The 12,861-nt window shown below is 61.1% G+C and carries 9 protein-coding genes; 4 read left to right on the plus strand and 5 right to left on the minus strand.

Going from position 1 to position 12,861, the window contains the following annotated elements:
• Positions 1-5: 5 nt before the first annotated feature.
• Together C9422_RS28730 and C9422_RS28735 are read left to right on the plus strand one after the other, a co-directional pair.
• The gene (locus C9422_RS28730) at positions 6-2,042 is read left to right on the plus strand and encodes a PAS domain-containing sensor histidine kinase (RefSeq protein ID WP_116582965.1); all 2,037 of its coding nucleotides are present in this window, start codon (positions 6-8) and stop codon (positions 2,040-2,042) included.
• Between the two features lie 2 nt (positions 2,043-2,044).
• Positions 2,045-2,626, plus strand: a complete 582-nt coding sequence (locus C9422_RS28735) for a cob(I)yrinic acid a,c-diamide adenosyltransferase (protein ID WP_116582966.1) — start codon at positions 2,045-2,047, stop codon at positions 2,624-2,626.
• 135 nt (positions 2,627-2,761) lie between these two features.
• On the opposite strand, the gene C9422_RS28740 is transcribed toward C9422_RS28735, so the two are convergent.
• From C9422_RS28740 to secA, 4 genes are all read right to left on the minus strand, one after another.
• Complete coding sequence (locus C9422_RS28740) at positions 2,762-3,706, minus strand: Nudix family hydrolase (protein WP_116582967.1); 945 nt, start codon at positions 3,704-3,706, stop codon at positions 2,762-2,764.
• Entirely contained in the window at positions 3,703-4,335 is a 633-nt protein-coding gene (locus C9422_RS28745) for a glutathione S-transferase family protein (protein ID WP_102698384.1), read from the minus strand. Before C9422_RS28745 ends, C9422_RS28740 begins: the two co-directional genes overlap by 4 nt.
• A 162-nt stretch (positions 4,336-4,497) precedes the next feature.
• Complete coding sequence (argJ, locus tag C9422_RS28750) at positions 4,498-5,715, minus strand: bifunctional glutamate N-acetyltransferase/amino-acid acetyltransferase ArgJ (protein WP_116582968.1); 1,218 nt, start codon at positions 5,713-5,715, stop codon at positions 4,498-4,500.
• A 120-nt stretch (positions 5,716-5,835) separates the two neighbouring features.
• Positions 5,836-8,571 (minus strand): preprotein translocase subunit SecA, encoded by a 2,736-nt coding sequence (secA, locus tag C9422_RS28755; protein ID WP_116582969.1) that lies wholly within the window; start codon positions 8,569-8,571, stop codon positions 5,836-5,838.
• Between the two features lie 307 nt (positions 8,572-8,878).
• Here secA and C9422_RS28760 point away from each other — a divergent pair, with 307 nt between their 5' ends.
• Positions 8,879-9,334 (plus strand): DUF721 domain-containing protein, encoded by a 456-nt coding sequence (locus C9422_RS28760; RefSeq protein WP_116582970.1) that lies wholly within the window; start codon positions 8,879-8,881, stop codon positions 9,332-9,334.
• An 84-nt stretch (positions 9,335-9,418) separates the two neighbouring features.
• On the opposite strand, the gene C9422_RS28765 is transcribed toward C9422_RS28760, so the two are convergent.
• The gene (locus C9422_RS28765) at positions 9,419-10,897 is read right to left on the minus strand and encodes a helicase HerA-like domain-containing protein (protein WP_104449438.1); all 1,479 of its coding nucleotides are present in this window, start codon (positions 10,895-10,897) and stop codon (positions 9,419-9,421) included.
• Positions 10,898-11,085: 188 nt separating this feature from the next.
• On the opposite strand from C9422_RS28765, the gene C9422_RS28770 reads away from it, so the two are divergent.
• Positions 11,086-12,861: methyl-accepting chemotaxis protein (locus C9422_RS28770; RefSeq protein ID WP_133249041.1), on the plus strand; the 1,776-nt coding region annotated here is incomplete at its 3' end.

Here is a 12,861-nt window from a genome sequence, read left to right on the forward strand (position 1 = left end):
ATCCGATGCCATTGCGCCAGCGCCTTGAAAACCTGCCCGTCGGCCAGAAATTGCTGGCCGCCCTGCTGGTACTGATGGTCACCGTCCTGCTGGTTGCCAACCTGACCTTTATCAGCGCCGCGTACTACATCTCCCAGGAAAGCATGGCACCCCAGGCCCTGCAGACCATCGGCCGACTGGTATCCAACCCGAGCCTGGCCTCCGAAGCCCTGGCGTCACCGCAAAGCGCCGAGCGCCTGCTGAATGAACTCAACAGCTATTCGCCATTGCGCGCGGCAGCCCTGTATGACGGACAGGGTGAGCGATTGGCGCAACTGCAGCATGGCGACAATCTGGAGCTGCCCAAGCGTTTCCGGCATATCGAAGACTGGCAGGCCACCGAGTTTCGCACCAATCAAGTCATCACCCTGCCCCGCCCCGGCTCGGCACCGGGACATTTGCTGTTGGTCGCCAGCAGTGAACTGCCAGTGGCGTTCTACACAGGGACCCTGACGGCCAGCCTGGGGATTCTGATCTTCAGCGTACTGCTGTGGCTGATCATTGCCCGCCAGATCAAGCGCCTGATCACCCGGCCGATCCACCAGCTCGAAGAGTTGTCGCGGCAGGTCACCCGTGAAGAAAACTACGCACTGCGCGCTTCACGAGGAAACCACGATGAAATCGGCAGCCTCGCCGAGGCGTTCAACACCATGCTCTCGCGGATCGAGGCCAGGGAGCAGCAACTCAAGCGGGCTCGGGACGACTCCCAGGCCGCTTACGACCAGGCCCAGGGCCTGGCGGAAGAAACCCGTCATACCAACCGCAAACTGGAGCTCGAAGTCCAGGTGCGCAGCAAGATCGAGAAAAAACTCACCGGCTTCCAGAACTACCTCAACAGCATCATCGACTCCATGCCGTCGGCGCTGATCGCCCTCGATGAACAGCTCTACGTGACTCAATGGAACCAGGAAGCGAGTGCCCTGTCCGGCACACGCCTCGATGAAGCCCTGAACCAGCCCATCTTCCTCGCCTTCGAACCGCTCAAGCCGTTCTTGCCGCAACTCAAGGAAACGGTCGAGCAGCATACTGTGGCCAAAATCGAACGTGTCACCTGGCTCAAGGACGACGAGCCCCGCCACTATGCCCTGACTTTCTATCCGCTGATGGGCGGTGCCGGGCGTGGCGTAGTGATCCGGATCGACGACATCACCCAGCGCCTGTCCCTGGAAGAAATGATGGTGCAGTCGGAGAAAATGCTGTCGGTAGGCGGTCTTGCCGCCGGCATGGCTCACGAGATCAACAATCCGCTGGGTGCGATCCTGCACAACGTGCAAAACATTCGCCGACGCCTGTCCCCCGACCTGCCGAAGAACCTTGAAGTGGCCGAACAGGCCGGCATCGAACTGGATACGGTCAATCAGTATCTGAAAATCCGCGAAGTGCCACAGTTGCTCGACGGCATCCAGCAGGCCGGTGCCAGGGCCGCCAAAATCGTCACCCACATGCTCAGTTTCAGCCGTCGCAGCACCCGCCAGATGGCCCCGTGCGACCTGCCCGCCCTGATTGATCAAGCGGTGGAAATCGCCGGCAACGATTTCGACCTGGCGATCGGCTTCGACTTCAAGGGCCAGGCCATCATTCGTCAGTTCGACCCGGCGCTGGGCCCGGTCCCCGGCACCGCCAACGAACTGGAGCAAGTACTGCTCAACCTGCTGAAAAACGCTGCGCAAGCCATTCACCAGCGCGAGGACGACAGCGAGCCGGGGCGGATCATTCTGCGCACCCGGCTGAACCCGCCGTGGGCGGAAATCCAGGTCGAGGACAACGGCATCGGCATGAGTGAAAGCGTGCGCAAACGCACCTTCGAACCCTTCTTCACCACCAAGGAAATCGGCCAGGGCACCGGACTTGGGCTGTCGGTGTCGTACTTCATCATCACCAATAACCACAAGGGGCAGATGGAAGTGCAATCGACCCTGGGCCAAGGCACTTGCTTCACCTTGCGCCTGCCCCTGGCGAGCACGCCACCTGTCGCGCAAGAACTCAATCTGCTATCGAGGTAACCATGGGCTTTCGTTTGTCGAAGATTTACACCCGCACTGGCGACAAAGGCGAGACCGGGCTGGGCGATGGCCGTCGCGTCCCCAAGGATCACCCGCGGATCGAGGCCATTGGCGAAGTCGATACGCTCAACAGTCAGGTGGGCGTGTTGCTGGCCGGGTTGGCGGCACAAACGGATACTGTTGCAGGTTTGCAGGAAGTGATCGAGGTTTTGGCGCCTTGCCAGCATCGATTGTTCGATCTGGGCGGTGAGCTGGCAATGCCGGAGTATCAGGCCTTGAATACAGCGGAAATCGAGCGCCTGGAAACGGCAATCGATGTGTGGAATGAAGAGTTGGGGCCGCTGGAAAACTTCATCTTGCCCGGCGGTTCAGCGCTGATTGCCCAGGCCCATGTCTGCCGTAGCCTGGCGCGCAGTGCCGAGCGGCGGTGTCAGCAATTGAACGCGATTGAACCGTTGGCCGGGGTTGGCCTGGCGTATATCAATCGGTTGTCGGATTTGTTGTTTGTGGTGGCGCGGCTGATTGCCAAGCGTCAGGGCGTGGCGGAGATTCTATGGCAGCCTGCGGCGAAGCCTGAAGCTTAATCAGCGCCTGTCAGGGCCCCTTCGCGGGCAAGCCCGCTCCCACAGGGATTGCTAGTGCTCACACAATCTGTGTTTCACCTTGAACACTGTGGGAGCGGGCTTGCCCGCGAAGGGGCCTGTAGGCTCGCTAGAGAATTAACCCTCAGGCCAAAACGCCCGAATCCCCGCCACACCCTGCGCACCCGCCGCCCAGGCTTTCTCGACCTCGGCCGGGCCAACGCCACCCAGCAGGAACACCGGCTTGCTGAACCCCTCGATCAAGCTCGACACCTGTTCCCAACCCAACGGCTCGGCACCCGGATGAGTCAGAGTGGGTTGAACCGGCGACAGGGTCACGAAATCCACCCCCATCTGTTCGGCCAGCGCCAATTCTTCAGCGTTATGGCACGAGGCCGCCAGCCAGCGCGAAGCCGGTAGCGGTCGGCCAGCCGCTGCGTATTTGCGCAACTGCGCCGAAGTGATGTGCCAACCCGCGGACGGGAAATCACCCAACCATTCGAACGGCCCCTTGATCATCAATTGTGCCTTGCCGGCGCACAGGCCCACCGCATCGACAGCCAGGTCGCGATACTTGGGATCGTAACCGTTCGGTGCGCGCAGCTGGATCAGCTTGATGCCACCGGCAATGGCCTTCTGGATGCCACGCAGCAACGCCGGGGTTTCCAGGTCTTCCGGGGTAATCAGGTACTGCGACGGCAATCGGGCCGCCGCGACGATCGGCCGATTGGCCGCTGGAAACTCGTAACCCGACAGATCCCGGGGCGACACCCAGGCCAGCGGTTGGCCTTCGGCGCCGTGGGGCTCGCCGCTAAACGCCGAGACTTCCCAGACATCCAGCAACACCTGCTTGTCCGGGTAATCGTGCCGGACCTTGATCAGCGGGCGCGCCGCTTCGACCGCGATGCCCAACTCTTCATGGAGTTCGCGGGCCAGTGCAGTTTCGACCGACTCGTCGGCCTCGACCTTGCCCCCGGGAAACTCCCACAGGCCACCCTGATGCTGTGAATCGGCACGGCGGGCGATCAGGATCTGGCCGCTGCCATCGCGGATGACGGCGGCGGCGACATGGACTCGCTTCACTTTTCCAACTCCTCCAGTCCGGCCTTCTGCCAGGCCTTGAACGCAGGCCATTGGTAGAGGGTTTCAACATAGGCTTCGTCAGCCGCGGACAGCTTCACCCGATAGGTGCGCAGACGCACGGCGATGGGCGCAAAGAACGCGTCGGCCAACGTGAGGCGGCCAAACAGGTACGGACCGCTCTCGGTCGCGGCAGCACGGCACTCGGCCCACAGCGCCGACATGCGCTCGATATCCGCCTGGACATCGGCCGGGACCGGCGACAGCGCTGCGTCATGGCTCAGGTCGAACGGCATGTTGCCGCGCATGGCGAAAAAGCCACTGTGCATCTGCGCGCACGCCGAACGCGCCTGGGCACGGGCGGCGGTGTCTTTGGGCCACAGGTTCGCGTCGGGGAACCGTTCTGCCAGGTATTCGGCAATCGCCAGGGAGTCGGCGATGGTGCCGTGTTCGGTCTTCAGCAGCGGGACCTTGGCGGTCGGCGAATGCTTGAGCAGGCGCTCGCGGGTGTCCGGCTGGTTCAGCTTGATCAGTTCTTCGGTGTAGGAGGCGCCAGCCAGATCGAGGGCCAGAGCGCCGCGCAGGGACCAGGAGGAATGCAGTTTGTCGCCGATGATCAGGTGCAGGCTCATGTTCGGGACCTTTTGATGGGGGGGACAGGCCAAAATCTCTAGCGTCTGGTCATCCGTCATCGCGGGCAAGCCCGCTCCCACAGTGACCGCGCTGAACACAACCTTTGTGTACGCCACTGAACCTGTGGGAGCGGGCTTGCCCGCGATCGGGTCGACGCGGTCTTAAGTACGGTACTCGGCGTTGATCTTCACGTACTCGTGGGACAGGTCGGTGGTCCAGATGGTTTCGCTGCAATCGCCACGACCCAGCTCGATACGAATGGTGATTTCTTCCTGCTGCATCACCGCCGCGCCCTGGGCTTCGGTGTAGGTCGCGGCGCGCGCGCCACGGCTGGCAATGCACACGTCACCGAGGAACACGTCGATCTTGCTCACATCCAGATCCGGCACACCGGCACGGCCAACGGCGGCCAGGATGCGGCCCCAGTTCGGGTCGGAAGCAAACAACGCCGTCTTGATCAGCGGCGAGTGAGCCACGGTGTAGCCGACATCCAGGCACTCCTGGTGATTGCCGCCGCCGTTGACTTCAACGGTCACGAACTTGGTCGCGCCTTCGCCGTCGCGAACGATGGCCTGGGCCACGTCCATGCACACTTCGAACACCGCCTGCTTCAACTTGGCGAACAGTTCGCCCTCGGCGCGGGTGATTTCCGGCAGCGCAGCCTGACCGGTGGCGATCAGCATGCAGCAGTCGTTGGTCGACGTATCGCCATCGATGGTGATGCGGTTGAACGACTTGTTGGCGCCATCGAGCATCAGGTTTTGCAACACATCGCGGGAGACTTTGGCGTCGGTCGCGATGTAACCGAGCATGGTCGCCATGTTCGGGCGAATCATGCCGGCGCCTTTGCTGATGCCGGTCACGGTGATGGTCACACCATCGTGCTGGAACTGACGGCTGGCACCTTTGGGCAGGGTGTCGGTGGTCATGATGCCGGTGGCGGCAGCTTCCCAGTTGTGGATCGACAGGTCGTCGAGAGCGGCTTGCAGCGCACCCTCGATTTTCTCGACAGGCAACGGCTCGCCGATCACACCGGTGGAGTACGGCAGCACCTGGCTGGCATCGACACCGGTCAGCTCGGCCAGTTTGGCGCAAGTGCGCTCGGCGGCGGCCAGGCCTGGCTCGCCGGTACCGGCGTTGGCATTGCCGGTGTTGGTCAGCAGGTAACGCACAGGGCCTTGTACGCGTTGCTTGGCCAGGATCACCGGGGCAGCGCAAAAGGCGTTCAGGGTGAACACGCCGGCTACCGTGGAGCCTTCAACACAGCGCATGACCACAACATCCTTGCGCCCCGGGCGTTTGATGCCAGCCGAGGCGATACCGAGTTCAAAACCGGCAACCGGGTGCAACGTTGGCAAAGGACCAAGACCAACAGCCATGAATGCGCTCCTTTATAAATGATGTCAGCACCGTTTCAGGAAGACGGTGGTTCGAATGGTAAAACGCCGCGACGGCAGAAGCCGGTCGCGGCGCGGGTATTTCAGCGATTGAAACGGGTTTTACTGGATCTGCCCGTGGCAATGCTTGAACTTCTTGCCCGAACCGCAGTAGCACAGCTCATTGCGACCCAGCTTGTGCTCGCTGCGAACCGGGGCAGCGGCGAGCGCCACATCGACCTCTTCGCCCAGCACTTCCGGTTGGTCCAGGCCTGGAGCTTCTTCATGCAGGAACTGCATGCGAGCGGCCAATGCCTCGGCCTCCTGGCGCAGGCGCTGCTCTTCCTCGATTGGATCTTCGCGGCGAACCTGAACGTGGGACAGCACACGGATCGAGTCGCGCTTGATCGAGTCCAGCAGCTCGGAGAACAGGGTGAACGACTCGCGCTTGTATTCCTGTTTCGGGTTCTTCTGGGCATAACCACGCAAGTGGATACCGTGACGCAGGTGGTCCATGGTCGACAGGTGGTCTTTCCACAGGTCGTCCAGAACGCGCAGAACGATTTGCTTCTCGAAGGTGCGCAGCGCTTCGGCGCCCGCCTGGTCTTCTTTCTCGTTGTACGCCGCGATGAGCTCGTTCATGAGCTTCTCGCGCAGGGTTTCTTCGTACAGGTGATCGTCTTCGTCGAGCCATTGCTGGATCGGCAGTGTCACACCGAAGTCGCTCTGCAACGCAGCTTCCAGACCGGCCACGTCCCACTGCTCAGGCAGCGATTGCGGAGGAATGTGTGCGCTGACGGTGGCGTTGAGCACGTCCTGACGGAAGTCGGCGATGGTCTCGCCAATGTTGTCGGCGGCCAGCAACGTGTTACGCATGTGATAGATCACTTTACGCTGTTCGTTGTTGACGTCGTCGAACTCGAGCAGTTGCTTGCGGATGTCGAAGTTGCGACCTTCAACCTTGCGCTGGGCCTTTTCAATGGCGTTGGTCACCATGCGGTGCTCGATCGCCTCGCCAGGCTGCATGCCCAGGGCCTTCATGAAGTTCTTCACCCGGTCAGAGGCGAAGATGCGCATCAGGCTGTCTTCCAGCGACAGGTAGAAACGGCTGGAACCGGCGTCGCCCTGACGACCGGCACGACCACGCAGCTGGTTGTCGATACGCCGCGATTCGTGACGCTCGGACGCAATCACCTGCAAACCACCCGATTCGAGCACTTGTTGGTGACGCTTCTGCCAGTCGGCCTTGATCTGGGCAATCTGCTCAGGGGTCGGGTTTTCCAGTGAAGCCACTTCCACTTCCCAGTTACCGCCCAACAGGATGTCGGTACCACGACCGGCCATGTTGGTGGCGATGGTCAGTGCACCCGGGCGACCGGCCTGGGCAATGATCTCGGCTTCCTTTTCGTGGAACTTGGCGTTCAGGACCTTGTGTTCGATGCCTTCCTTCACGAGCAGGTTGGACATGTGCTCGGAGGTTTCGATGGTGGCGGTACCCACCAGCACCGGACGACCGGCGGCCATGCTTTCCTTGATGTCGGCCACGATTGCCGCGTATTTCTCGTCGGCGGTCAGGAACACCAGGTCGTTGTAGTCTTTACGCGCCAGCGGCTTGTTCGGTGGAATCACCATGACCTGCAGGCCATAGATCTGGTGGAACTCGAACGCTTCGGTGTCGGCCGTACCGGTCATGCCGGACAGTTTGTTGTACAGACGGAAGTAGTTCTGGAAGGTGGTCGACGCCAGTGTCTGGCTTTCGGCCTGGATGTTCAGGTTTTCCTTGGCTTCGATGGCCTGGTGCAGGCCTTCGGACAAACGGCGACCCGGCATGGTACGGCCGGTGTGTTCGTCGACCAGTACGACCTGACCGTCCTGCACGATGTATTCGACGTTGCGATGGAACAGCTTGTGCGCGCGCAGGCCGGCGTAGACGTGAGTCAGCAGGCTCAGGTTGTGCGCCGAGTACAGGCTTTCGCCCTCAGCCAGCAGGCCGATGCGGGTCAGCGTTTCTTCGACGTACTGGTGACCGGCTTCGTTGAGTTCGACCTGACGGGTCTTCTCGTCGACGGTGTAGTGACCGGCCTGGGTCACTTCGCCTTCGACTTCTTCAACGTGCAGCTTGAGCTGCGGGATCAGCTTGTTGACCTCGATGTACAGCTTGGAGCTGTCCTCGGCCTGACCGGAGATGATCAGCGGCGTGCGGGCTTCGTCGATGAGGATGGAGTCGACTTCGTCGATCACGGCAAAATTGAGTTCGCGCTGGAATTTTTCTTCCATGCTGAACGCCATGTTGTCGCGCAGGTAATCGAACCCGAATTCGTTGTTGGTGCCGTAGGTGATGTCGGCGGCGTAGGCAGCACGCTTCTCTTCCGGCGGCTGGAACGGCGTGACAACGCCGACCGTCAGGCCGAGGAATTCATAAAGCGGGCGCATCCAGTTGGCGTCACGGCGGGCCAGGTAGTCGTTCACCGTCACAACGTGCACGCCGTTGCCGGACAGCGCGTTGAGGTAAACGCCCAGTGTTGCCACCAGGGTCTTGCCTTCACCGGTACGCATTTCCGCGATCATGCCTTCATGCAAGGTCATGCCGCCGATCAGCTGGACATCGAAGTGGCGCATGCCCATGACACGCTTGCCGGCTTCGCGGGCGACCGCAAAGGCTTCTGGCAGGAGCTTGTCGAGGGATTCCCCTTTGGCGATGCGGGCCTTGAACTCGCTGGTCTTGGCACGCAATTGATCGTCCGAAAGGGCCACCATTTGCTCTTCGAAGGCATTGACGAGTTGCACCGTCTTGAGCATGCGTTTGACTTCACGCTCGTTCTTGCTTCCAAAAAGTTTCTTTAACAAAGGCGCAAACATATCGGCAGGATCTTCCACACTAAAGGGATGGAGGGCGGCCCCGTGAGTCGCCCGTGCAGCCCTCATGGCCGCATGCGAACGAGCATTCTACCCGGAAACGGTGGTGAGGAAAGTGGCGATATTCCACGATGCTGGCACAGCGCTTTGACGGGGCTCACTTAAAATAGGGGCGTTTTGCTCAACTTCAAGCCGTTCAAGGCAGAAGTTAGTTGTTGATTTAATGGGTAAAGCACCCACAAAAGCAATGGGCGGGTGCATCCGGCGCTTTCTGCTACCATGGCGCCTCTGTTACTTCAGGTGTCTGATCATGGCATTTCGCCCACTTACGGCCAAAGTACCCGCCGTTCTATTACGCGAAGCCAAGCCGCTGAAAGCCATTCTCGGCCACGCTCAACGCCTGGGCCATTTGCAACGTTTGCTCGAAAGCCAATTGCAACCCGCCGCTCGCGAGCATTGCCACGTGGCGTCCTGGCGCGAAGGCAGTTTGTTACTGATTGTCACCGACGGCCATTGGGCAACCCGCCTGCGCTACCAGCAGAAGCGCCTGCAGCGGCAACTGCAACTGTTCGACGAGTTTGCCAACCTGACGCGAATCCTGTTCAAGGTGCAGCCACCGACCGTCCAGCGGGGCGCGGCCGGGCACACCATGGATCTGTCGGATGATGCGGCCGCGACCATCCAGGCCACGGCCGACGGGATCAGCGACCCGAATCTGCGGGCAGCGCTGGAGCGACTGGCGGCGCACGCCAAGACCAAAGTTTAAACACAAGATCAACAGATCGCAGCCTTCGGCAGCTCCTACACCGATCTCTGTAGGAGCTGCCGAAGGCTGCGATCCTTTGCTCTACTAGCGGCGTTTGCTGCCGCCCAGCAATGAGCCCATCAAGCCGCGCACCAACTGTCGGCCAAGCTGGTTCGCCGCCTGTTGCATCGCCGACTTCAGCGCCTTCCCTGCTGCCGTGCCGAGGAACTCCCCGGCCTGTTCGGTGAAACTCGGTTCCTGTTTGCCCTGCTCCGCCTCGGGCTCGGGCGCCAGGCCCTTGCGCCCCATCAGCACTTCATAGGCCGACTCGCGGTCAATCGGCTTGTCATAACGCCCCTGCAACGGCGAACCGGCAATCAGCGCCGTACGCTCGGCACCGGTCAAAGGCCCGATCCGCGACTGCGGCGGCGCGACCAGCACCCGCTGCACCATTTCCGGGGTGCCTTTTTCCTGCAGCGTGCCGACCAGCGCTTCGCCGATCCCGAGTTCGGTCAACACCGACAATGTATCGAACGCCGGATTCGGCCGGAAACCTTCGGCCACTGCGCGCAGGGACTTTTGCTCCTTGGCGGTAAACGCACGCAGACCGTGCTGGATGCGCAAGCCCAGCTGAGCCAGCACATCATCCGGCAGGTCACCCGGCGACTGGGTGACGAAATACACGCCCACGCCTTTTGAACGAATCAGCCTCACCACTTGTTCCAGACGATCACGCAATGCCTGGGGCGTGCCGTTGAACAACAAGTGGGCCTCGTCGAAGAACAGCGCCAGCAAGGGTTTGTCGGCATCGCCACGCTCCGGCAGTTGCTCGAACAGCTCGGCCAGCAGCCACAGCAGGAACGTCGCGTAGACTTTCGGCGCTTCATGCACCAGACGGCTGGCATCCAGCAAATGGATGCGCCCGCGGCCATCGGCGGTGGGCTGGAGGATGTCTTCGAGTTGCAGCGCCGGCTCGCCGAACAAGGCTTCGGCGCCCTGTTGCTCCAGGGTCGCCAGACGTCGCAGCAGCGCCTGGCTGGAGCCGGTGGTCATCAATGCCGCATCGTCGCCCAGCAACTCGGGGTGGTCCCGCAGGTGATTGAGCAGCGCTTTCAGATCCTTGAGATCGAGCAACAACAGGCCTTCGCGGTCCGCCACCTTGAACGCCGCGTACAGCGCCGACTGCTGACTGTCGGTCAGTTCCAGCAGGCTGCCCAGCAGCAGCGGCCCCATTTCACTCAAGGTTGTGCGTAAAGGATGACCGGACTGACCCTGTACGTCCCACAACGTCACCGGATAAGCCTGAGGCTTGTGGTTGAGCCACGGCATCCCGGCAATCCGCTCGGCGATCTTGCCCTGGGGGTTGCCCGCGGCACCGAGGCCGCACAGGTCTCCCTTGATGTCGGCGGCGAACACCGCCACGCCGGCATCGCTGAAAGCTTCGGCCATTCGTTGCAACGTCACGGTTTTTCCGGTGCCGGTCGCGCCCGCGATCAAACCGTGGCGATTGGCCAGGCGCATGGCCTGGGCAATCGGCTGCCCCTTGAGGTCGGCGCCGATAACGAGTTGCAGTGAGTCAGGCATTTGGTCACCCATGATTAATCTTTGGTCCTACACGGCCGATAGAGATAACGACAAAGCAGTCAGACACGATCTGGTAGGAAATTTCCCTAAGGAGAGTCGGAAAATTCAATTGCTTTCAACCTTGCCCGTCGTGCGTCCCTTTATAAAAGCACGCGCTGGACATTAAGACCTTAGCGGAACCCCAAGCCATGAACAAAAATCTGCGTTTCAGCCATAAAATCCTGCTTGCCGCCGCCCTCATTGTTATTGCCGCCTTCGCCTCATTCACGCTGTACAACGACTATTTGCAGCGCAATGCGATCCGCGAGGACCTCAACAACTACCTCAACGAGATGGGTGACGTCACCGCCAACAACATCCAGACCTGGCTGGCCGGGCGTATTTTGCTGATCGAGAACCTCTCGCAAAACATCGCCATCAACCCCGAACAAGCCAATGTCGCCAGCCTGCTTGAGCAGAAAACCCTGACGTCGACTTTCATGGCGTCCTACCTGGGTGATGCCACCGGACACTTCACCATTCGTCCGGACGCGAAGATGCCCGACGGTTTCGATCCGCGTGTTCGCCCCTGGTACAAAGGCGCCGAAAACAGCAGCACGCCGACCCTGACCGAACCCTACATCGATGCGGCAACCGGTCAACTGATCATCTCGATGGCCACGGCTTCGAAAAAAGCCGGACAGAGCGTCGGCGTGGTGGGTGGCGACCTGAGCCTGCAAACCCTGATCGCGACCCTCAGCGCCCGCGACTTTGATGGCATGGGCTACGCGTTTCTGGTCAGTGCCGACGGCAAGATCCTGGTTCACCCGGACAAAGCGCTGGTGATGAAATCCCTGAGCGAGGCGTATCCGAAAGATACCCCGCGCATCGGCAACGGCTTCAGCGAAGTGGACGTCGACGGCAAGACCCGCATCGTCAGCTTTACCCCGATCAAGGGCTTGCCTTCGGTCAACTGGTACATCGGTCTGTCGGTCGACAAGGAAAAAGCCTACTCGATGCTCAGCGAGTTCCGCACCTCGGCTGTGGTTGCAACCATCATTGCCGTGGCCATCATCATCGCCCTGCTCGGCATGTTGATTCGCATCCTGATCCAGCCGTTGCACGTCATGACCCGAGCCATGGCCGACATCGCCGACGGCGAAGGTGATCTGACCAAACGCCTGACCATCCAGAACAATGACGAATTCGGCACCCTCGGCACCGCGTTCAACCGTTTCGTCGAGCGCATTCACGGCTCGATCCGTGAAGTGTCCTCGGCCACCGGGCAAGTCAACGAAGTGGCGTTGCGCGTGGTCGCGGCCTCCAACTCGTCGATGTTCAACTCCGACCAGCAAGCCTCGCGCACCAGCAGCGTTGCGGCCGCGATCAATCAGCTCGGCGCCGCCGCCCAGGAAATCGCTCGCAATGCGGCGCAGGCTTCGAGCCAGGCCAGCGATGCCCGCAGCCTGGCCGAAGACGGCCAGCAAGTGGTGGACCGCAGCATCGTGGCGATGAATCAACTGTCGAGCATGCTCAGCGCCTCGAGCACCAACATCGAATCGCTGAACAGCAAAACGGTGAACATCGGGCAGATTCTCGAAGTGATCACCAGCATTTCCCAGCAAACCAACTTGCTGGCACTCAATGCCGCGATCGAAGCCGCCCGCGCCGGTGAAGCCGGTCGAGGTTTTGCCGTGGTGGCGGACGAGGTGCGCAACCTGGCACACCGCACGCAGGAATCGGCGCAACAGGTGCAAACCATGATCGAGGAACTGCAAGTCGGTGCCCGGGAATCGGTGAGCACCATGAGCGACAGTCAACGCCACAGCCAGGACAGTGTGGAAATCGCCAACCTCGCCGGCGAACGTCTGAACAGCGTGACCTTGCGTATCGGGGAAATCGACGGCATGAACCAGTCGGTGGCCACCGCGACCGAAGAACAGACCGCCGTGGTGGAGTCGATCAACGTCGACATCACCGAGATC

This window comes from Pseudomonas sp. B1(2018), assembly GCF_003097365.1.
Classification (GTDB): domain Bacteria; phylum Pseudomonadota; class Gammaproteobacteria; order Pseudomonadales; family Pseudomonadaceae; genus Aquipseudomonas; species Aquipseudomonas laurylsulfatiphila.

Excerpts from the sequence above, each read along its gene's own strand:
- C9422_RS28760 (WP_116582970.1), top strand. The coding sequence starts at position 8,879 with ATGGCATTTCGCCCACTTACGGCCAAAGTACCCGCCGTTCTATTACGC.
- secA (WP_116582969.1), bottom strand. The coding sequence starts at position 8,571 with ATGTTTGCGCCTTTGTTAAAGAAACTTTTTGGAAGCAAGAACGAGCGT.
- C9422_RS28765 (WP_104449438.1), bottom strand. The coding sequence starts at position 10,897 with ATGCCTGACTCACTGCAACTCGTTATCGGCGCCGACCTCAAGGGGCAG.
- argJ (WP_116582968.1), bottom strand. The coding sequence starts at position 5,715 with ATGGCTGTTGGTCTTGGTCCTTTGCCAACGTTGCACCCGGTTGCCGGT.
- C9422_RS28735 (WP_116582966.1), top strand. The coding sequence starts at position 2,045 with ATGGGCTTTCGTTTGTCGAAGATTTACACCCGCACTGGCGACAAAGGC.
- C9422_RS28730 (WP_116582965.1), top strand. The coding sequence starts at position 6 with ATGCCATTGCGCCAGCGCCTTGAAAACCTGCCCGTCGGCCAGAAATTG.
- C9422_RS28745 (WP_102698384.1), bottom strand. The coding sequence starts at position 4,335 with ATGAGCCTGCACCTGATCATCGGCGACAAACTGCATTCCTCCTGGTCC.